Annotated in this window: 20 protein-coding genes; 7 read left to right on the top strand and 13 right to left on the bottom strand. The window is 59.3% G+C overall.

Translation table 11 applies throughout. The features are described 5' to 3' along the window. Window positions 1–40: 40 nt before the first annotated feature. Genes L1071_RS11980 through flgB form a run of 4 tightly spaced genes read right to left on the bottom strand, consistent with a single transcriptional unit; the run spans window position 41 to window position 2,882 of the window. Window positions 41–1,264: a flagellar hook protein FlgE gene (locus tag L1071_RS11980; RefSeq protein WP_246975159.1), complete on the bottom strand. Its 1,224-nt coding sequence runs from the start codon at window positions 1,262–1,264 to the stop codon at window positions 41–43. Window positions 1,265–1,317: 53 nt separating this feature from the next. Continuing rightward, window positions 1,318–2,031, bottom strand: a complete 714-nt coding sequence (locus L1071_RS11975; protein ID WP_246975157.1) for a flagellar hook assembly protein FlgD — start codon at window positions 2,029–2,031, stop codon at window positions 1,318–1,320. Window positions 2,032–2,042: 11 nt separating this feature from the next. Then, window positions 2,043–2,450 carry a flagellar basal body rod protein FlgC gene (gene flgC / locus L1071_RS11970; protein WP_246975155.1) on the bottom strand — a complete coding sequence of 136 codons (408 nt, stop codon included), beginning with the start codon at window positions 2,448–2,450 and terminating at the stop codon, window positions 2,043–2,045. A gap of 9 nt (window positions 2,451–2,459) precedes the next feature. Then, window positions 2,460–2,882, bottom strand: coding sequence for a flagellar basal body rod protein FlgB (gene flgB / locus L1071_RS11965; RefSeq protein WP_246975153.1), 423 nt, complete (start codon window positions 2,880–2,882; stop codon window positions 2,460–2,462). A 223-nt stretch (window positions 2,883–3,105) separates the two neighbouring features. Between flgB and flgA the strand changes: the two genes are divergently transcribed. The 5 genes from flgA (at window position 3,106) to L1071_RS11940 (ending at window position 6,947) form a co-directional block, all read left to right on the top strand. Beyond that, a complete protein-coding gene (gene flgA / locus L1071_RS11960) occupies window positions 3,106–3,819 on the top strand; it encodes a flagellar basal body P-ring formation chaperone FlgA (protein ID WP_246975151.1) in 714 nt (237 codons plus the stop codon). A 138-nt stretch (window positions 3,820–3,957) separates the two neighbouring features. After that, window positions 3,958–4,248 (top strand): flagellar biosynthesis anti-sigma factor FlgM, encoded by a 291-nt coding sequence (gene flgM, locus L1071_RS11955; RefSeq protein ID WP_246975149.1) that lies wholly within the window; start codon window positions 3,958–3,960, stop codon window positions 4,246–4,248. Window positions 4,249–4,301: 53 nt separating this feature from the next. After that, a complete protein-coding gene (locus L1071_RS11950) occupies window positions 4,302–4,754 on the top strand; it encodes a flagella synthesis protein FlgN (RefSeq protein ID WP_246975147.1) in 453 nt (150 codons plus the stop codon). 598 nt (window positions 4,755–5,352) lie between these two features. Next, complete coding sequence (locus tag L1071_RS11945) at window positions 5,353–5,667, top strand: helix-turn-helix transcriptional regulator (protein WP_246975145.1); 315 nt, start codon at window positions 5,353–5,355, stop codon at window positions 5,665–5,667. Next, a complete protein-coding gene (locus tag L1071_RS11940; protein WP_246975143.1) occupies window positions 5,664–6,947 on the top strand; it encodes a type II toxin-antitoxin system HipA family toxin in 1,284 nt (427 codons plus the stop codon). The genes L1071_RS11945 and L1071_RS11940 overlap by 4 nt, the downstream gene beginning before the upstream one ends. Window positions 6,948–6,949: 2 nt before the next feature. Here L1071_RS11940 and L1071_RS11935 read toward each other — a convergent pair whose 3' ends face one another. The 9 genes from L1071_RS11935 to L1071_RS11895 form a co-directional block, all read right to left on the bottom strand. Beyond that, entirely contained in the window at window positions 6,950–7,945 is a 996-nt protein-coding gene (locus L1071_RS11935; RefSeq protein WP_246975418.1) for an adenosine deaminase, read from the bottom strand. Window positions 7,946–8,130: 185 nt separating this feature from the next. Continuing rightward, window positions 8,131–8,418, bottom strand: coding sequence for a HigA family addiction module antitoxin (locus L1071_RS11930; RefSeq protein ID WP_246975141.1), 288 nt, complete (start codon window positions 8,416–8,418; stop codon window positions 8,131–8,133). A gap of 321 nt (window positions 8,419–8,739) precedes the next feature. Further along, complete coding sequence (locus tag L1071_RS11925) at window positions 8,740–10,020, bottom strand: CsgG/HfaB family protein (RefSeq protein ID WP_246975139.1); 1,281 nt, start codon at window positions 10,018–10,020, stop codon at window positions 8,740–8,742. A gap of 20 nt (window positions 10,021–10,040) precedes the next feature. Continuing rightward, entirely contained in the window at window positions 10,041–11,549 is a 1,509-nt protein-coding gene (locus L1071_RS11920; RefSeq protein ID WP_246975137.1) for a DUF6844 domain-containing protein, read from the bottom strand. A 13-nt stretch (window positions 11,550–11,562) separates the two neighbouring features. Next, window positions 11,563–12,165, bottom strand: coding sequence for a penicillin-binding protein activator LpoB (gene lpoB, locus L1071_RS11915; protein ID WP_246975135.1), 603 nt, complete (start codon window positions 12,163–12,165; stop codon window positions 11,563–11,565). Window positions 12,166–12,238: 73 nt separating this feature from the next. Then, complete coding sequence (locus L1071_RS11910) at window positions 12,239–13,750, bottom strand: COG3014 family protein (RefSeq protein ID WP_246975133.1); 1,512 nt, start codon at window positions 13,748–13,750, stop codon at window positions 12,239–12,241. A 223-nt stretch (window positions 13,751–13,973) separates the two neighbouring features. Then, a complete protein-coding gene (locus L1071_RS11905) occupies window positions 13,974–15,266 on the bottom strand; it encodes a type II toxin-antitoxin system HipA family toxin (RefSeq protein WP_246975131.1) in 1,293 nt (430 codons plus the stop codon). After that, the gene (locus tag L1071_RS11900; protein ID WP_246975129.1) at window positions 15,259–15,537 is read right to left on the bottom strand and encodes a helix-turn-helix domain-containing protein; all 279 of its coding nucleotides are present in this window, start codon (window positions 15,535–15,537) and stop codon (window positions 15,259–15,261) included. Before L1071_RS11900 ends, L1071_RS11905 begins: the two co-directional genes overlap by 8 nt. A gap of 96 nt (window positions 15,538–15,633) precedes the next feature. Beyond that, window positions 15,634–15,870 (bottom strand): DUF2835 family protein, encoded by a 237-nt coding sequence (locus L1071_RS11895; RefSeq protein WP_246975127.1) that lies wholly within the window; start codon window positions 15,868–15,870, stop codon window positions 15,634–15,636. A gap of 198 nt (window positions 15,871–16,068) precedes the next feature. Between L1071_RS11895 and L1071_RS11890 the strand changes: the two genes are divergently transcribed. Both L1071_RS11890 and L1071_RS11885 read left to right on the top strand, forming a co-directional pair. Continuing rightward, complete coding sequence (locus L1071_RS11890; RefSeq protein WP_246975125.1) at window positions 16,069–17,121, top strand: FliC/FljB family flagellin; 1,053 nt, start codon at window positions 16,069–16,071, stop codon at window positions 17,119–17,121. A gap of 150 nt (window positions 17,122–17,271) precedes the next feature. Then, window positions 17,272–19,707 carry a tetratricopeptide repeat protein gene (locus L1071_RS11885; protein WP_246975123.1) on the top strand — a complete coding sequence of 812 codons (2,436 nt, stop codon included), beginning with the start codon at window positions 17,272–17,274 and terminating at the stop codon, window positions 19,705–19,707. Window positions 19,708–19,759: the final 52 nt, after the last annotated feature.

The following is a 19,759-nucleotide window of genomic DNA, read 5'->3' as shown; positions in this document are numbered from 1 at the left end:
AACGAATGAAGCCGGCCGCAACGGCCGGCCGGCTCAGGGATTAACGCAAGTTGGTGACCGTTTCCAGAATATCGGACTGGGTCTGGATGGCGTTGTTGTTGGCCTGGAAGTTGCGCTGGGCGATAATCATGTCCACCAGCTCCTGCGTCAGATCGACGTTGGAGGCTTCCACCGTGCCCGATTCCAGGCTCCCTATCTGACCGGTACCAGCCTGGCCCAGCAACGCCGCGCCGGATTCCTCGGTTGCCGTCCAAAGGTTGTCGCCCTCCGGCGTCAGCCCCGCAGGATTGCGGAAGTTGGCCATGCCGATGGTGCCGACTTCGCCGCTATTGCCGTTGGAATAGTTGGCCATGATTTCACCGTTCTCGGTGATCTCCACGCCCACGAAGGTGCCCGAGGCATTGCCGTTCTGAGCGAACTCCCTCAATTCAAAATCTTCGCCATTCTGAGTGGTGCCATCAAGGTCGATATCAAAACTCAGCTCATTCGCACCATTACCCAACTCGCCCGCATCTGCAGTAAATGCAAGAGCTGTAACCCCTACCGTACCGTCGCCATTGGGGTCGGCATCGGGATCTAATTGACCATTACCATTAAATGTCAAAGTTTGTGGATCAGATACCAACGGGTCTCCGCCGCCAGGGTTTGGTATAGAAGCCCTAGCTTCCCATGTATTGGTATCTGTTTTTGTATAATAAAGGCTCATATCGTGGCCCACACCCAGGGAGTCGTAGACAGTGCCGGCGTTGGTTACATAGGAATATGTGTCCGCGTTCTCAGGATCAAAATCGTCGGGGTCACGATCAATCGTTTCAGCCTCGGCATCCAGGTTGAATGCCGCCTGTGCGCCATTAGCCCCTTCCGTCGCTTGGGCACCCTGACTAAACTCGGTGATCTGCAGCGGCTCGCCCTGCTGGTCAGTCAGGCGCGCGCCCTGTGCGTTCTCGAAATAGCCGTCGGCGCTCATGGTCAACTGGCCGTTGCGCGAATACGCCATTTGCTCGTTCTGCGAAAACTGGAAGAACCCGTCGCCGGCGATGGCCAGGTCAAGATTGCGCCCAGTGGTTTCGAGGCTGCCGGTACCGAAGTTCTGCACGGTGTCCGAGACGCGCGTACCCAGCCCTTGGCTATTGGCAAAGATATCCGCGAACTGCGTCGTGGAGCTCTTGAAGCCCACGGTCTGCGAGTTGGAAATGTTGTTGCCGATGGTGTCCAACTGCGACGAGGCTGCGTTAACCCCGCTCAATGATTGTGCAAAGCCCATTTTCTCTTCCCCGCGTTATAGAAGTCGTAAAAACATCAAAGAGTAAGTCGTGATCAAAGAATCTGGCGCACGTCTTCGAGGGCGACGCTATCGGACGTTCCCAAATCGAGGGTCGGCCCGCTCTCACCCGAGGTCACACCCTGAACGAGGGCGTAATTGAGCGGCGTAACGGAGACGTCTTCACCGCCGACCTTGGCGGTCATCTCGACGTTATAGGCGCCCTCGGCCACAGGATTGCCATCCATCCCCGTACCCGGCCAATCAAAGGCCTGCACGCCTTCCGGCACGTTTTCCTCGACACTCTGATGGACCACCTGGCCGGAGCCATTGGTGATGGTGATCTCGAGCTCGTCGGCGCCCGTTGCCAGCTCGGCGCCCAGCGGCGTAGCCACGGTGCTGCCGTCCTCGCCTGCACCCACGCGCACGGTACTGCCCGGCACCATCACGCCTTGGCCGATCAACGACGAAGCCTGCAGCGTCTTGCCGGCATCGATCTGATTGTTGATCTCGCCCAGCGAGTCGTTGAGCTCCTGAATGCCGCTGACGGTGTTGATCTGTGCCAGTTGCGCCGTCATATCCGAGTTATCCATCGGCTTCGTCGGATCTTGGTTCTGCATCTGGGTGATCAACAACGTCATGAAGCGATTGTTGAGATCCTCCGAGGACTCCGCACCCGTGGTACGGGTCTCGTTCGCGGCATTGGCGCTGGCATTAGGGGTGCCGTTGATCGTGGCAAGCGTATTGCTGCCGATGACGGGGCTAGCCATATCTCTCTCCGTTAACCTTGTCCGATGGTGAGCGTCTGGCTCATCAATGACTTACTGGTGTTCATGACCTCCACGTTGGCCTGGTAGGAACGCGACGCCGCGATCATGTCGACCATTTCATCGACCGGATTGACGTTGGGCATGGCCACGTAGCCCTCTTCATTCGCCAGGGGATGCTCGGGACGGTACTCCATGCGCGGGGGCGAATCGTCCTCGACCACCTCGGTCGCGCGCACGCCGCCCAGCTCGCTGCCGCCCTGGGACTGCGCCTGAAACATGACGTGCTTGGCGCGATACGGCTCGCCATCGGGGCCCGCCACGCTATCGGCGTTGGCCATATTGCTGGCGGTGGTATTCATGCGCTGTGACTGCGCACTCATCGCCGAGGAGGAAATATCGAAAATGCTGAACATGGACATATCGTTTCCTTAGCCTTCAGGCTGCATGGCACCTTTGATGCCCTGGATCTTGCTAGTCATAATCGTGGTGTTGGCCTGATAGCGCAGTGCGTTGTCGGCGAACGCAGCGCGCTCGCGATCCATATCAACGGTATTGCCATCCAGGCTCGGCTGCTCGGGAACGCGGTACAGCAGGTCGTGAACACCCCCGCCACCCGCCGCCTGCGCGGGAATGTGACGGGCAGATGTCGTGGCGAGCGCCAGGCCACCTTCCTGCCCTCGCTGCCCTGAATCCATGGCGCGATCCAGTTCCGCCGAGAAGTCGAAATCGCGCGCCTTGTAATTCGGCGTATCGGCATTGGCGATATTGTTGGCCAACACCTTCTGGCGCTCATTGCGAAGGCTAAGTGCCTCCTGGTGGTGGTCCAGGTAGCCTGAAAGCTTGTCGATCATGCCCTGTGTCCCTGTCATCGCGTTCGTGTCGCGGTTCGTTTCCCCTTCGCTAGACATGGGGAAATGTGCACGATGCAGAATAGCCGCACCGCCGTCACTGCAAACGACTAAACAGGCCGACATTTGAGCGCCATTTCCACCTTTGCTTGTGGCGCTCTCGCACTAGAATCGTGGCATAGGTTTTTACCTAGCACTCTTTCAAGCTCACTCAAGGGCTTCGGCAATGCAGCGCATCCTCAACGCAATTCAAGCATTCAGCCTCGCGCGCCCAATCAGGCTCGTGCTGGGCCTGCTTGCATTAGCGGTAACGCCCGCCGCGCTGGCTACACCGGATGACCCCATCGCCCAGGCCACCCGGCACTTCTTGATGGGTCAGGCCGCCTCTTTGGGAGACGATGTCGGCGTCGAGCTTAAGAGCGATACTTCGCGGCTTCCCGAATGCCGCTCGCCGCAGCCGTTTCTACCTCGCGAAGGCGTGCCGCAGGGGCGAGTCATGGTCGGCATACGGTGCAGCAACGATGAACGGGTGCGCTATGTGCAGGCCACCGTCACCGCCAGCGTGCGCTTTTTGGTCGCGTCCACGGCGATTAAGCGCGGCGAGCGCCTTAGCGCCGACATGCTCGACTGGGAACGCGCCGATGTCTCGCGCCGGCCCCGTAACGCGCTAGACGACCCCAGCCAGGCCATCGGCAAAGTCGTCACCCAGCGGCTCGCCCAAGGCATGGCATTGCGCGACGACAGGCTTCGTCAGCCTTATCTCGTCCATCGCGGCGAATCCGTGACGCTCATCGCCGGCGGCGAGGGCTTTTCGGTGACGCGCGAAGGCGAGGCATTGAACAATGGCGGCAAGGGCGACTCGATTCGCGCCCGCATGCCGGATGGAAACGTGCTTCGAGGCCAGGTGGATGCACGGGGACGACTCGCAGTCCGTTACTGATAGACACGTCAACAGACGCTACAATGCCAGCAGCGTGGCAGGGGCTCACCTCATTCAAAAAGGTGCAGTCAATGCCCTACAGTTTTTGTCACCGTGGCCGATACAGGGTACAAGCCCGCGCTGCAAGAGAGCTCAATTGTGAAAATTTCCAACCTACATCCGCCGACTCAGGCCTCACAGAGTGAACAGAGTGACGCCGCCCAGCGTACGCCGCGTGGAGGTGACACCGCACAAGCCGGTTCGCCAGCAAGCATCACCACGCTGAGTCAGAGCAATGAAGCCGACACCAGCCAGGACATCGACACCGCTCGCGTCGACGAAATCCGCCAGGCCATCAGCGACGGCCAGATGGAGCTCGACACCGGCAAGATCGCCGACGGCTTGATCGACAGTGTCCGCGACCTGCTCGGCGACACGCCCAAGAGCTAACGTCTAGGCCCGTAGACGTGCCACTAACGCCATCAATACAGGAACAAGGAACCATGTCCCTCGCCGACACCCTGGATCGCCAACTCGACGCCATGCAGCGCTTCGTCACCTTGCTGCGCGAGGAACGGCAATCCTTGTCTCAGGGCGAGGTCGATGGTCCCGAGCTGGAACGCCTCGCCGAGGCGAAATCCCAGGTCGCCGCCGAACTGGAAACGCTCGACGCCGAACGCCGCCGCCTGCTGCATGAACAAGGTCATGGCGAAAGCCGCCAAGGCGCCGAGCGTGCCGCCACCGAGGCGCAGCGACAAGAAAGCTGGCACCAACTGCGTACTACCGGCGAAGAAGCGCGTCAGCTCAACCGCCTCAACGGCCTGCTGGCCATGAACCGCATGGAACAGAACCAGCGCATGCTCAACTTCCTGAAGGAAGCCGCCGGCAGCACGATGTACGAAGCCGACGGGCGCTCACGCCACAAAGGGCTCAACCGCATCAGCTCGCGGGTATAGCACGGCACATCACGTGGCCCCTCTCCCTTTCAGGCACTGTCACGGCCCTACTCAACATCCGGCGTGCAGGCATGAGAAATCTACCGACATGAACCATACTGACGGCATGCTCAACGCGGAAACACCGAATAATTCGTAGCGTGTTTCCTTCATGGGAGCCTTGCCATGGACCTCATCGCCGTCGCCCTCAGCCTGCTATTGATTCGCCTTGCCCTGCACGACGACACACCATCCCAGACGCAAGCGCGAAGGCCCCATCATTATGGCCCTGAACGTTTCAGCCATTGCCAACGACGCCCGCCCAAACCACCGACACGCTGTCTGCATCGGTATAGCCTGCACAGACACAAAGATTAACGTAGGTTAATACCCCCATTTCAGCGCTAAGGTAGCCAGCCAGGCAGGATAGAATATGCCTCGAGACGACGCTGCATCCCAAGTCTAGTCTCTGCGTACAAAGCTTTGCCCCGTTCTTTTGGACGGGGCTTTTTTCGTTCGAGTGGATGCCAGCAGCATCAAATAAGTTGCTTTTTGGGTTGTATAGCAACGTATAAGTTTCTATATTGACCTTAATGAAACTTATGAGTTGCCAAGCAATATGTCACTACACGATCAGATCAAACAACGCCGCCAGGCCCTAGGGCTGACGCAACACGATATGCAGCCACGCATCGGCATGAGCCGTCAGCAATACCAACGGCTGGAAGCCGGCGGCAATCCACGCCTTGACTCGCTCACCCTCGTCGCTGCAGGGCTCAATGCCGAATTGATGCTCATCCCCCAGGACAAGTTATATGCCGTCCAGGCGGTACTCGATGGCCAGCGTGGCGTTACCGAGCGCCCGCTCGATGCCGACCCATGGCAAGGCCTGCTGGATGGTCCCGACAGTTCATCGCACGGGCATGACTCATGAAGAACGAGTCTGTCTCCGTGCTCGAAATCAGCTTGCACGGCATACGCGTCGGTCACCTGGTCGGCTATCAAGGGGGACGTAACGTCATGACCTTCGATACGGCATTTCGTGAGGATCCCCAACGCCCCACATTGACGCTGACAACGCATCCCGACTTTCCCCATGCTGACCGTCTCATGGCTTCCCCATGGATTCGGCGCCAACGGTTGCATCCATTCTTTTCCAACATGCTGCCCGAAGGGACACTACGCGACTGGCTGGCACGATCCTTGAAGATTCATGCCGACAACGAGTTTCCTCTTATCGCTCAGCTCGGTTATGACTTGCCGGGCGCCGTCGTCGCCACGCCACTACCCGCCGATGAGGTACCCGCCCATGTACTCGAGCACCGCACCAGCGTGACCCCCGTCCCCCGCTCGATTTCCCGTGGGCAAGGTTTCTCACTGGCAGGCGTGCAAATGAAGTTCTCGATGTACGAACGCGAGGGAGCATTTCGACTCGGCCAGCACGACACGCTCGGCGACTGGATTATCAAGACTCCTTCCACACGCCATCGCAGCGTCCCCGCCAATGAATATACCGCGATGCGTCTGGCCGAAGCCGCAGGTGTCGAAGTACCTGAAATACGGCTGGTGCCCCTCTCCGCCCTCAAGACGCTGCCTGACCTACCCCTTCCCGATGAACAGTGGGCTTACGCAATTCGGCGCTACGACAGACAGTCGACGCACCGGATACATGCTGAGGACATGGCCCAGGTGCTGGCGCAATATCCGCACGAAAAATACACCGGCGCGAATTACGAAACGTTGGGCAAGCTATTCACGCGCTTCACTCAGGATGGCCTGCGCAGCGCCCAGGAACTCGCCCGCCGTCTGCTCATCAACCTGCTGCTTGCCAACGGCGATGCGCACCTAAAGAACTGGAGCTTTCTCTATCCGGATGACGATTTGCCAGTGCTCGCGCCCGCCTACGACATCGTTTTCACACAGGCGTATATCGATAACGAGCAAGAAATCGCGCTCAATCTCAATGGCCGAAAACAGTGGTACGCCCTGCAGTGGGACGATTTCCGCGCCTGGAGCCAGCATATTGGCGTTCCCTGGCACGGCATTCGTGTCGCGCTCGACGACACCCTACAACGTGTTCGGGAAACATGGCCCGCGCTTCTTCAAGACGCGCCGATGCACCCCGAACACAAGCGCAAGTTGATCGCCCACTGGCAACGGCTACCCAATAGCTGGGGGCTTACAGCACTGCAAAACTGCCCTTCACCGCCCTGAATTCAAGCAACCCCACGCAGCTTTTCCAATAACGCCTCGCGCCTTTCTTCAGCCATGAAGGCGGCTTGCAGGGCGTTGCGGGTCACGTCGATGAAGTCGTCGCGGGTCCAGTCAAAGGCGGTGTGGCAGGCGGCATAGTTATCCAGCATGCCGCCGCCGAAGTAGGCGGGATCATCCGAATTGAGGGTAACGTTGAGCCCCGCCTCGCGCAGGGCGGGCAGCGGATGCTCGGCCAGCGTGTCGGTTACCTTGAGCTTGACGTTGGACAGCGGGCACACCGTCAGCGGCACGCGGGCTTCGCGCAGCCGCGCGACCAGCTCGGGGTCTTCCAGGCAGCGCACGCCATGATCGATGCGGCATACCTCAAGCACCTCCCAGGCTTCGCGGATATAAGCGGCGGGCCCTTCTTCTCCAGCATGCGCCACACCGGGAATCCCCATCTCACGCGCTCGCGCGAACACCTCGGCGAAACGCCCCGGCGGATTGTCACGCTCGGCGCTATCCAGCCCCACCGCATCGATCATCGCGTGCCACGGCGTCGCCTGTTCGAACACCTCCAGCGCCTCGGCAGAATCGCGATCGCGCAAAAAGCTCATGATCAACGCCGAGGAAATAGCGTAGCGCGACTCAGCATCACGACACGCGGCCAGCAGCCCCTCGAACGGCGCCTCGAGCGGCACGCCACGCACCAGATGCGCCTGCGGATCGAACGACAGCTCGACATGCACCACGCCGTCTTCGTGCGCGCGGGCAAAATACGCCATCGCCAGATCGTAGAAATCGTCCTGCGTGTGCAGCACGCCCATGCCCTGGTAATACAAACCGAGGAAGGACGGCAGATCCTCGAAATCGTATGCCGCGCGCACCGCCTCAACCGAATCGTGCGGTAACGTCACGCTATTACGCTCGGCCAGAGCGAACATCAGCTCCGGCTCCAGCGTCCCCTCGATATGCAGGTGCAGCTCCGCCTTGGGAAGCGCTCGCAGCCAATCCGTCATCGCCGTCTCGCTCGTCGTCATCGCGTCTTTCACCTCATGCTGTCCGTTCGGTCAAGGATGCATCAAGGTGTAGCCGGATGCCAATGGCGTCATTCGTGGCTACCGACACCCCACCACCTGACAACAACACTTCGCGAGGCGCTCGCGCGCCCACTTGAGTGCCCGCTTCGGGCCTGTGCAGAGACTTACGCAGTTTGAGCGAATCTCTCAATGTGGTTCTTTTCTTTGGCTTTCGCCTCGGCGAGATCGTGAGCGGCCTGCATGCGCAGCCAATGCGCTGCCTCACCGAGGCCGCCAGACTCAAGGCGAACGGCGAAATCGGGAGAAATGGCAGCATGCTCATTCAACACGCGAGACACCGAGTTGCGAGACATGCCCAACTTTTCCGCTAGCTCGGTCACGCTCATATTCAGGGCAGGAACGATGCGACGCCGCAACATCCTCCCCGGATGCGGAGGGTTTTTCATCGACATGGCATAAACCTCATATTCAGTTACTGCCGTTAGTATCAGGCATCGTCACCTGTTTTTTCGGGACTGTGCATCATGACGCCCCGAGGACACAGGCCGCTCTACCGCTTGGTCTTCTTGTCGTGATACTGCTCACAATCCACTTGGTCAGCTTCCCACTTTGTGAAACATCTCCAGTGAAAGGCGTAACGTTTCACGTGTCAAAAGGCAAACTGAATAACTCATGCGCCCCGTTACAACAATCATTATGGCCTGGCATAAAAAACCGAGGCGATTTCGCCTCGGTTTCCATACGCGTCGCAGCATATCGCCCGCTCGCTTACTTCAGCATGGGTCCATCGGCAGGCATACGTTCTCACGCGTGCCGCGCTGGGCCGCGCGCTGCCCTTCTCGGGCTTCCTGCGCCGAGGCGGTGCGGCGTAGCACTTGGCCGTCGCCCTCGACCTGGCCCTTGATGACACGGGCGTGCGCGATCTTGTCTGTGACACGCGTGATCTCGACGTCTGCAGTCCAGTTCTCGCGCGGGCCCAGGCTTTCGCCGTGGTAGGGGTCGGTGTAACGCTTGCCGATATCGAACACGCCGAAGCGTTGCCCGGCCTTGACGATCGCGCCGCCCTGGTTGAGCACGATCTCATCGCCGCTGCTTTCCACGACCCGTAGCGGATAAATCACATTCAAGGCGCGGAACGTCAGCTCGCTCCCCAGCGCATCGAACACCTGCTGGGTGAAATCCCCCGAGCTCGACGCGACACCCAGATCATCCAGCGAGACATTGAGCGTCTCGCTCCACATGACCTGCCCCGTCGCCGGCACGACGACGCGTGCTTCCAGCGTTGCGGCGCCAGTGGCTTCTTGGGAGCGCTCCCCGGAGATGGGATTGGTCACAGACGCGAGCGCCATGTCCATGCCCGTCAGGCGGCTCGTGACCAGATAATCCGCCCCCAGATTGCGCCCCAGCATGGCCTTCTGCGCCAGCGGCACTTTTCCCGACGCCACGAAGTGCTGCTCGGCGTCGATGGCATCGCGCATGTCGCGATCGAGCACGGAGAATCGACGCGAGCCGACGAAGGCCCGCACCAGGGACTGCGTCAGTCGCCGCGACGCGTCTCCCGGCGCCAGACGCTCGCCGGCCACTTGCAGGCGGCGCGCGTCCACTTCTACCGGATAGACCGCCAGGCGCTGGCGATTGGATTGCGCCGCCGAACCGGGCGCGCGATACACCGGCACCTTCACGCGCAGATGCACCAATTGGCCGCCGCCCATTGCCGACGACACGCCCAGCACCTCATAGCCGCTGATTAGCCCCTGGCTCTCCACCCGGGTGCCGCTGTCATAGCGCGATGACTGCTCAACGGTTGTGGAATGCCCCTGCTCATCACGCACCGAGGTACGCTGCATGGAGCGCCGAATCTCGCGGCTGGCGTCGACTTTGGCACCGTGCACCTGACGCACAGCCTCGCCCAGGGCATTGAAAATCGCCTCGTCACGCGTGGCACCCGTCGCCTTGGCCTCGACCTGGCGCATCTCGACGCCGCCCCAGGCCGGCGCGGCGAGCATGGCCCACGCCAGCGCACCGCCGATCATCAGCAACAACAGTCGCCACATGGCTCCCCGACCTTGCGCCATTACCATTCCCCGAACGAACCAGTGGAACGCGAGCTTTCCGGTGTCGCCTGACTATCGGACGCCCCGGAAGAGGTAGACGCAGCACCGCCTTCATCAGGATTGGCGAGCGCCTCCATGCGAGCTTCGGCGTTGGCGGCCGTCCCCGGTGACCAATACTTGACGTAACCCAGATACGGATGCCCGGTGACCGGATCGGTCGCGTTCCATTGGCCGATGGTCTGCACGCCCTTCAGATTGGCCTGCGACTCGGAGCGCATGACATTACGCACCATGCGGCCGATGCCCTCTTGAGTCAGAATGCGCGAGGTGCCGTCGCCACGCGTTTCACGCACCTGCTCGCGCAGCTTGCGCTTGCTGGTTTCCTTCTGGCCCTGCACCGTCATCGTCGCGAACTGCGCCAGCCAACCGTCCGCCATCAGCTTGGCGCTCTGGCGCGCCGCTTCCATCTCGGCGTTGATTTCGTATTCCTCCATGCTGCCGCGCACCAGCGCCGGTGCGCTCATGCCGAACGACATCAACCCAAAACGCCCTTCCTCGACGACCGGCTGCACGCCGAACATCCCCAGCATCGGGGTTCCCTCATCCAGCATGGGGCGCAAGTCTTCCATCACCGAGGACACCGGCAACGCCCGCGCCGGCGCCCCGCTGCCATTACGCAACTGACGGCCGAGCTCGCTGAAGCGCGGCGACTGCACCACAACGATGCTCACCGAGCCGTTATTCACCGGGCCGTCGCCACCGGTTTCTTCCACCAGCCCGAACACGCCGACGCCGGACAACTGGCCCATCGCCTGCCAGGTCGTGGAGGTCACGAATTCGTCATACAGTAGCTGCTTGCGCTCGGCGATATTGAGCTGGGGCAACTGGCTGGGGTCGCCACCCAATTCTTCGATGACCTTGTTGAGCGCCTGAACCGAGCTCTCGGCCAGGCGGCTGGCCACGGCCTCGCCCAACGCACCCAGGCCGGTGGTGTCCTTAACCTCCTCGGGCAGTCCATCCTTCATGAAGCGGTCCGCCATGGTCTTGCCGACGTTCACCGCATCCTGCGAGACCAGTTCGCCCATCGCCTTGAGGAAGGCTTCTTCCGTGGCGATCAAGCGCGCCTGGCTAAACTCAATGGTCGACGGGTCCGCCGGAATGCTTTCCGTCGCCACCACCATATTGCCGCCCGCAGGGTTGCTGGCGTGCGGCCCCTGCTGCCAGCCCCGCTTCTCAAGAAAGCGCTGGATGAGTTCCTCGCTGTTCGACACCTCATCGACCGCCAGGAACGGCGGTGGCGCATCTGATGGCTGCGTGGTCGCAGGCTCGGTCGACGCAGCGGTCTCTTGCGTCGGCGCCTCGGGTGCATCTGTCGAAGACGCGGCGGTATCGGCACTCGATTCGCCAGACTGCGCAAGTGCGTTCATCGGGCTCAAGGCCAGGCAGGCCAAGCCCACGGCGGCGACAAGCGGTTTATATGACGATTTAGACAACGACGTATGCAACGATTTAGACAACAACATGCTCATAACGGGCTCCCGGTTACCATGCCACCGAGGCATCGGAGCCCCGCTTGATGACTTGCGTTTCGTTTTCCCACAGCGCCAGACCGCTGCTCAGGTCGGTCAAGGTCAGCTGCACGTAATACTCCACCTGCTGCTCATCCGCCACGCGGCGATTGCGCTGGAGAATCTTGCCGGAAAGACTCAGATCCGGCGCCTGCAAGGTGCCCTTCTTTTCCACGCCGCGCTGATCGAATTCCTCGGAGTCCCGCAATGTGCGCGTGAGCTGGTTCATCTCGTCCTCGGGCCCGTCGATGCCCACCGCCGTGGTCGTCACCACACGCCCGGAACGCAGCAGCTGCACGCGGATCTTCTTGACCAGTTGATCGGTATCCAGGCGCTGCATGGTGTCATTGACGATACGGCTCACCACCAGCACATAACGCCCACCGGCGGGGTTATCGACCGCGCCGCTGGCCAGCATCGACGCCACCGCCTTGTCGGAGGCCTTGGCAAAATCCCGGTAATCGAGCTGCATCGAGACCGCGCCCTGGTCGTTATCGGGGTCGACATAACGCGTCGGCGCCGCGCACCCCGCCACACCCAATACCAGCACGCTCACAAGACATAACAACGTTTTCATCACGCATTCCTTCAAAGGTTATATAACGCTAGAAAGCGCCCCACCGGGAGGCGCTTTCATCGGATCTCGGCCATTAAATATCGGTGGTGTCGGCCACCAGCCGAGTCGTTTTCGTCCCATCCATACGGTACTGCGTGCCTTCATGCTCGCCTTGCAGATCGATCACGGACACGTCGGCCGGGCCCTGAGCGCTGGGACGTTTGATATACACCAGGGTGTAGGGCCAATCCGGCAGATCCAGATCGCCCAGCGACCCAGACGGTGTCTCGAGTGTCATGGCCCCCGAGGCGGGACGCGCGAAACGCGCCACTTCCCAGTGATCCGGTGTCGCCTGCCAGCTACGCAGGTCGGCTTGCGTGGTCATCGCCGTGACGACCGCTGAGCCCAACTGGCCGGCCACGCCCAGGCGCTCCGTCGCCTCGTTCTGCATCAGCGCCTTCACCACTGCCGAGGCCACCGAGCGCCCCAGAATCGCGGGAAAGCGTGACTGCATCTCGGTATGCACGACCTTGCCCATCGAGGCGAACGTCTCGGGCTCGTAACGCTCGCCCTGGGTATCGACCAGCGACAGCGCATCGCCAACCGCGTAACGATCGGCATACGCGGGCAAGGCAATGCCCGTGTAGGCAGGTGCTTGGGTATTGCCATGGAAGAGAATCAAGGGCACATCGAGGCGCTTTTCCTCGGCGACCGGGCCCAGGCCATTTTCATAGACCACCCAGACCCGGTTCTTCAGGCCCTCGCGGCTTGCCTCGCCACTGGCGATGGCGTTCGCCAAGGCAGCGTCGGCGGCGAGGGGGGCACTATCGGGGGCCATCGCCGCCACGCGCGAGAGCGAGGTCGCGGCACGCTCGATATCGCCGCTTTCACCACTGGCGAGAAAATACAGGCCATGCAGGTAGGTGGCCGAGGGCACGATGAATTCGGGATAAACGCCCCACTGCGAGGGAGCGCCATATTGCTGGGCAACGCTCTCGTGCAGCGCCTCGCTATCGAGACTGTCTTGAATGGCTTGCTGCTCGCGGTTGGCGTCTTCCGACGCTTGCTCATCGAGCGCCGCCTTCTGCTCGTCGATCTCCTCGGCGAACGCCGCTACCGCACGCCGGGTACGGTCATCGGCACGATTGAACTCGATACGCGCGTATTCACCGTTCCCCAGCTGCAAAAACGCCAAGCCTTTATAGGTATTGACCAGCACCGCCTCGGAAAGCATCGGCTGGTAATCCCGCTGGGCGTCGTTGACCAGCACCGCCAGGGCGTTCTCCGCCCCCTTCTCGGCCAGGTTGTCGGTATCGTTGAGCTTCATGCCCGCCTCGGCCTGATCGTAAAGATCGATGGCCGTTTGCGGCTCCCCCGCCAGACGATACGCCTCCGCCTGGTGGAGAAGCTCCAGCACTGTCTCTTCCTCGCCGGGTTGCCCGGGCATCAAGGAAGACGGCGCCATCGCCTTGGCCGCCGCCGCATAATCGCCCGCTACATACGATGTATTGAACGCCTCCATCTGGTTGCGATGCTTGTACGAGGCGCACCCCGTCACGCTCGCCGCCAGAAGCGCCAATACGACCCCTCGCGTCATATGGTTCATGGAGCTCCCTTGCCGACCGCCTGTTTGAACAGGCTTTTCATTCGTCATTTATGTGGTGTGCTACACCGTTAAATGTCGGCAAGGGCTAATAAAACTTTAACTTGGGTTAAGAAAGTGAGGCAGCACGTGAATTCATCACGCGCCGAGCATGGCGTTATCGACTAGCTTGGAAGCCACGCCCAAGCAGCTTCCCATTGCTCACACTTCTCCGAGGTGACTGGCCTCAACCAGCCAAGAGCGTCTTGGCATACGCGTGGGTGTCATCCAGCGTCTTTTGTATAAGCTGACGTGTACCTCGAGAAACACCAAGCTCATCCGACACTCGCGCCCACTGCTGGACGCCTTCGGTTACTTCTTCGATCACTTGACGCGCCTGCGACCACCGAGCAAAGCCTGCCTGCTCAGCCAATCGCTGGAGCGTCTCGCGGGGCGGCGTCTTGCCATGGCCGCAATAAGCCGTGGCATGTTCCCCGAAAGGGCTCGGACTGAACGTGACATCATAAAACGGCGCCAAGGACCATTGGCCGGCATCGTCCATGAGAAACGCCCAGTTTTTGCTGTGGTCATCCTGATTGACGGCCAGAAGGTTGAATATCGCCCGGCGAAACAACGCCTGCCCAACACGCGGGGCACCGCACAGAATCTGACCGGCTTTTATCAGGTCTTCGTAGTCCAGCGAAGGCAAACGGAAGTCTGCATCCAACAGCCCACAGGCACTATGCAAGTGATAACGCCCTTGTCCGTTCTGTGTGGCGCAATCGAAGCGCTTCGTGGCCAACCAAGCCACCGCTGGCGCCCCATTGGGTGGTGGTAGCAAGCGCCATTCAGGCACATCGATTCCCGCGCTCGCGGCCATCGAGAGATAAGCGGCTTCGCAGAGCCCCTCCTCATGGCCGAGCGATAGTGAGGACGACGTGAATTTCACCAGCCACGGCGAAAGCCCTTCCTGAGGGTGGGTACTGGCATGCTGTGACGATGCCGATGAGAAATAAAGCTGCGCTTTCGGCCGCGCACCACCGGAACTTCCTGCTTCAGCAAGCGCCTCTAACACTGTCTCGGTTTGCCCTTCGAACAACTGCCTGGCTTCTTCGCCCAATCGGCCTATATCGACCCAGTGATCGCCCGGCTGATGGACGTAAGGTGACAGCGGGCGAAAACGCAACGCTCCCATGCCGCGATCCCCGACATAAGCCAGGCGATCCATCGCCGTCACCTGCCGAGGCGCGATGCCATGTTGGCGAAAAACCCGGTCCATCAGCATCAAGCCCCATCCATCCGGCAAGGAGTCCGCAAAAAGGCCATGGATACCGTGATGGGGAGCAGCAGGTGCCGTATGTAGCTGGGTATCGAAAGGCAACTGAAAAGGCGACAGGCTGTGATAGGCGTCCACGTAGGCGTCATCGTACTGAAAGAACACGCCTCTCGTGCTCTGTGCCAGCACACCGACGCGGCATTCGCCGCCTTGTTGCAAACGACGCACAACTTCCAATTTCCGCACGGGCTGAAAGTCACTCATCGGCGAGCACCTCTTCGATACTGCGGGGCGTTTGTGTCGGCGCCTCGCTGAGCGCCGCAACACGCTCCAGCCGGTCGACACATTGCCAAAGCAGCAGAAACTGGCGCAGCGAGATCTGCCCTGTCGTCTCGAACTTCTTGATCGTGGGTGCCGGCACGCCGCTGCGTTCCGCCAGGCGCTGGCGCGACCACTTGAGTGCCCGGCGACGCGTACGCACCGCCCCCGCCAGCTCATGCTGTACGTCCGCCGCCGTCAAAAGAGACAGATGCATTTAGACCGCCTTTATAGATACCATAATAGCTATTATAGCACTTATTATAAATTTTTAGATATTATAGTATCCATATTGATATACGTATAACGCCCCTCATTCCCCCGCCCAACGCCGTACCGCCACCATCGACATGAACTTGCCCTCCTCGCTGAACGTCAGCCGGAACACACCGTGTGCGCCATCCGGCGTGACGATGCGCCGCAACGCCGTAGCGGGAAAGCTCACCCGGCGCCCATCCATGCTGGTGGCGATCACGGTCTGCATGGCACCTTCATAGTGGTAACGGCAGGTCTCGAGCGATAGATCGAGCATGATATCCAGCGACGGCATGGCGAGCGCAAGCTCCGGGTGAATAAAGAGACGCCAAGTATACCCAGCCACAGCGCCTGAAAAAATTTGCAATTTACCCCTAAAGCAAATCCCCCCTGCGCCGATAAATGAGGTAACGGCCAACGGCGCCGTTGTGGCAAGCCCCGGTTTCACCGACGGCAGGCCAATGGAGCCCAAACAGAGAGGAAGGAACATCACATGTCAGTGATCAATACCAACATCACGGCCATGATCGGCCAGCAGAACCTGAACCAGTCCCAGAATGCGCTGTCCACTTCCATGGAGCGTCTTTCCTCGGGGCTGAAGATCAACAGCGCCGCCGACGATGCCGCCGGCCAGGCCATCGCCAACCGCATGACCAGCCAGATCAGCGGTCTCGGCCAGGCCCAGAGCAACGCCAACGACGGCATCTCCATTGCGCAAACTGCGGAAGGCGCCCTCAACCAGGTCAACGACAACGTTCAGCGTATCCGTGAACTGACCGTCCAAGCCTCGAACGGCACCAACTCCGGTGATGACCTGCAGTCCATCCAGGACGAAATTGACCAGCGCACCTCTGAAATCAACCGCATTTCAGACGAGACCAACTTCAACGGCGTCAAGGTACTGTCAGCGGATTCTGACATCTCCATTCAGGTCGGTGCCAACGATGGAGAGTCGATTTCTGTCAACCTGCAGCAAACCAACTCTTCTACGCTGGGCCTCGATTCTCTGGATGTCACCCAGTTGCCTTCAACAGTCTCTGCAACAGACCTGGATGCTGATGCGACATCACCAATGACCGTTGCAGCTGACGACGGCACTGAGCTGGATGGCGCCAAAGTCATCCAAAACGCTGATGACGAGCTCTTTATTCAGACCGCAGACGGCGAGTATTTCGCAGCAACTTCCGCTGTTGACGCTGATGACGACGTAACCGTTACTGCAAGTGATGCAGACGGAACAGCAATGACGGATGCTGAGATTGCTGACTCAGGTGCTGCCCCGCTTGCTAACCTGGATAACGCGCTGAAGACTGTCGATGGCTTCCGCTCCGACCTGGGTGCCATTCAGAACCGCTTCGATTCCGCGATCACCAACCTACAAACCAACGAGACCAACCTCACCGCTGCACGCTCGCGCATCGAAGATGCCGATTACGCGGATGAAGTCTCCGACATGACCAAGAACCAGATTCTGCAACAGGCCGGTACTTCCGTGCTGGCGCAGGCCAACCAGCTGCCGCAGAACGCCCTATCTCTGCTGGGCTAAGCGCAAGCAAGCTCTGGCCCCGATAGAGCCACGGCTTTATCATCCAGTAGTAACGAACCGGCTTCCGTGTGGAGCCGGTTTTTATTCATGGGTAGGGATGAGATCCCCTCAAGCATTTGGCGCTGACGAGTGATACCGCAGGAGTTTCACATGACAAAGCAAGACACCATGGAACATTTACTGGATGATATTCGAGACAAGATTTCTCGAAATGACAAAAGCTCATGGGAAGATGCGCTAGCGCTGCTTGAAGAGGCGGAAAAGAGCACGCCCGATGACCCGGAACTTCTGTACTTGCGCGGCTGCATCGAATCAAAATTGGAACATCCTCAAAAAGCGTTGAACGCTCTCTTACAAGCTTCTTATCAACGCGCTGACGACTTCACTCTTTTCCATTATATAGCCAAACAGCACGTACGGCTCGGCCATGACAAGGCGGCCTTGAGCGCACTGAAGCGCTGCCTGCAGCTCAACCCCAAGAGCACGAAAACAAAGCATCTCATTGCAGCGCTAAACTTCCAGATAGGTCGCACTGATGAAGCCAAGCAATGGAGAAGAAAGGCCGTTCTTGAAGCTCCTTTTTACTCTTCCAGGAATTCTGAAGAACGCACTAAAATAAGTATATTGGTACTACAAACTGCCTATGCAGGAAACTGGGGGATTAACAGGAAAGACTTTCTAATCTCGCTCGCCCAAGGCCATAACAATCTCCACAGTTTGTTAGACGCCGAGCATATAAAATGCACGACTCTCTACATTGACGAGGTCATCAAGCATCCGGAAATAATTCGCAAGCTGCCGAGTTATGATGTGGTCTACAATGGCATCACCGATGCCGAGCGTTGCGAAGTGGCCTTAAACCTAGTCGACAGCGTCACTCATAAGCTTGACAAGCCGCTCATCAATCCGCCGCAGGCTGTATTGGGAGCATCGCGTGAAGGGAACTACCAACGCCTCCAGGATCATCCCACTCTTATTGTGCCGAAAAGCATTAAACTGGCCAATGTCTCGGGGCTTTGTCGTGACATCATAAAAAAGGCTATACAAGAGCACGATCTCAAACTGCCACTGATCGTTCGTGTCGCGGGCTATCAGAATGGCAAGTTGATGCACAAGGTAGAAGACCTCGAGCAGCATGACTTTTCCAATATCGATGAATTGCTCGCTGAAGAGCCGCAAACGCTTTATTGCATCCGCTATCATGAAAGCGGGCTCGACCATGAGCGCGCGCCAGGCAACAGGCTGTATCCCAAGTACCGCGCTTTTCTGATCGACGGCAAACTTTATCCGGTGCATGTTCGTTTCGGCCATGGCGACTGGAACGTGCATATGCCGGAGCACAAACCCACTGTAAAGCGCTTTCCGTGGCTTATAGACGAATGGGAACGTGATTTCTTCGAATCGCCTGAAGCGATGCTACCGGAAGGCGCTTGGAGAGAGCTTGAGGAATCGCTCAAGGGTATCGGCGTCGATTACCTAGGTGTGGACTTTGCTATCCTCACCGAATCCGAGAATGCTGGCAAGCTGGTGATATTCGAAGCCAACCCGGCGATGCGCAATTTCCTCGATCAAATGGATCCGGATACACCTGCCTACAAAGCTTCCTATCGCGCAATCCAGGCTGCGCACGATATGTTTGTGTCTCGTGCTAACGTCTCGCCTTGGGAATACGTATTGCATGAAGGGCAACGAAGCGAGCCCAGCGCGGATGAAGAGGCCCCTCTGCCCTTCGACTGGCAATTCACGGGGCGGGCCGTGGTATTGGACAACGCAACGTACATTCCACGACACCCACGCTTTCGGCAATGGGTCGATACTCAGGCGCTTGCCATCGTATCGTTTGATCCAGCCGGTCGCATAAAGCCAAAAGACGTCGCGGATATCGAGGAGTTTCAGCATGTTCCTCATGCGTTGCTAGGCAACGGCAACCAGGCCACGTTTTACCAGACGCTGAATGAAGGGCTGAGCGCTACTCTCCCTCCACTACCGCCTCAGCAGCTACCGGATAGCCTGAACGATGATGCTCGGGTACTGGCACGTGTCCCCGTCAATACGCTGGCGCTGGATAGCATTGAAGGCTTGAAAAGCTTGGATTGGCTGATATTGGACGAGCTTTCAGAGGCAGTAACCATCCTGGAAAATGGCGCGCGGGCACTAGCAGATACGTTGCTCTTGCAAATCGGAGTAGCTTTTACACCAACGCATGAGCGCCAGCCAAGCCTGGCGGAAGTGAGCCACTGGGCGAGCCGGCACGGTTTCACTTTTTACCGTCTCAACCAGCCTCATCACCGGACGATGCTACCTGAGAGGCAAGATATCGAAGCGCCTCAAGCTACGCAGCTAGTCAGCGCGGACGCCTTGTTCGTCCCTGATCCAACGCGTCGCAATGCGCTTAGCGCGAATCAATGCAAGCGCTTGGCCTTTATTCTCGACATGGCATTTGGCATCCACGATTTATCCTATCGGTTGCTGGCTCAACACGACGAGGAGCTTGCTGAAGACTACTTGCGAGCACGTGGTTACATTTCCACGCCGCAAGAGGGGCATGAAAAAGAGAGCAATGCCGGATTAGAGGTCGCTCTCTGATACTTGTTTTCTCTGGCCACCTAGCGATACAGGAACTTGCCATGCTTTACCG

Source organism: Chromohalobacter sarecensis (assembly GCF_023061135.1).
Classification (GTDB): Bacteria; Pseudomonadota; Gammaproteobacteria; order Pseudomonadales; family Halomonadaceae; genus Chromohalobacter; species Chromohalobacter sarecensis.
The sequence above is the reverse complement of the archived record's forward strand: the minus strand, read 5'-3'. Positions and strand labels throughout refer to the sequence as shown.

Bases quoted from the DNA above. Each gene is read 5' to 3' on its own strand.
- L1071_RS11895 (WP_246975127.1), bottom strand. From the start codon at position 15,870: ATGCCGTCGCTGGATATCATGCTCGATCTATCGCTCGAGACCTGCCGT.
- L1071_RS11950 (WP_246975147.1), top strand. From the start codon at position 4,302: ATGTCCCTCGCCGACACCCTGGATCGCCAACTCGACGCCATGCAGCGC.
- lpoB (WP_246975135.1), bottom strand. From the start codon at position 12,165: ATGAAAACGTTGTTATGTCTTGTGAGCGTGCTGGTATTGGGTGTGGCG.
- L1071_RS11920 (WP_246975137.1), bottom strand. From the start codon at position 11,549: ATGAGCATGTTGTTGTCTAAATCGTTGCATACGTCGTTGTCTAAATCG.
- L1071_RS11980 (WP_246975159.1), bottom strand. From the start codon at position 1,264: ATGGGCTTTGCACAATCATTGAGCGGGGTTAACGCAGCCTCGTCGCAG.
- L1071_RS11910 (WP_246975133.1), bottom strand. From the start codon at position 13,750: ATGAACCATATGACGCGAGGGGTCGTATTGGCGCTTCTGGCGGCGAGC.
- L1071_RS11975 (WP_246975157.1), bottom strand. From the start codon at position 2,031: ATGGCTAGCCCCGTCATCGGCAGCAATACGCTTGCCACGATCAACGGC.
- L1071_RS11890 (WP_246975125.1), top strand. From the start codon at position 16,069: ATGTCAGTGATCAATACCAACATCACGGCCATGATCGGCCAGCAGAAC.
- flgB (WP_246975153.1), bottom strand. From the start codon at position 2,882: ATGATCGACAAGCTTTCAGGCTACCTGGACCACCACCAGGAGGCACTT.
- flgC (WP_246975155.1), bottom strand. From the start codon at position 2,450: ATGTCCATGTTCAGCATTTTCGATATTTCCTCCTCGGCGATGAGTGCG.
- L1071_RS11935 (WP_246975418.1), bottom strand. From the start codon at position 7,945: ATGACGGATTGGCTGCGAGCGCTTCCCAAGGCGGAGCTGCACCTGCAT.
- L1071_RS11925 (WP_246975139.1), bottom strand. From the start codon at position 10,020: ATGTGGCGACTGTTGTTGCTGATGATCGGCGGTGCGCTGGCGTGGGCC.
- L1071_RS11940 (WP_246975143.1), top strand. From the start codon at position 5,664: ATGAAGAACGAGTCTGTCTCCGTGCTCGAAATCAGCTTGCACGGCATA.
- flgA (WP_246975151.1), top strand. From the start codon at position 3,106: ATGCAGCGCATCCTCAACGCAATTCAAGCATTCAGCCTCGCGCGCCCA.
- L1071_RS11930 (WP_246975141.1), bottom strand. From the start codon at position 8,418: ATGTCGATGAAAAACCCTCCGCATCCGGGGAGGATGTTGCGGCGTCGC.
- L1071_RS11900 (WP_246975129.1), bottom strand. From the start codon at position 15,537: ATGCATCTGTCTCTTTTGACGGCGGCGGACGTACAGCATGAGCTGGCG.
- L1071_RS11945 (WP_246975145.1), top strand. From the start codon at position 5,353: ATGTCACTACACGATCAGATCAAACAACGCCGCCAGGCCCTAGGGCTG.
- L1071_RS11905 (WP_246975131.1), bottom strand. From the start codon at position 15,266: ATGAGTGACTTTCAGCCCGTGCGGAAATTGGAAGTTGTGCGTCGTTTG.
- L1071_RS11885 (WP_246975123.1), top strand. From the start codon at position 17,272: ATGACAAAGCAAGACACCATGGAACATTTACTGGATGATATTCGAGAC.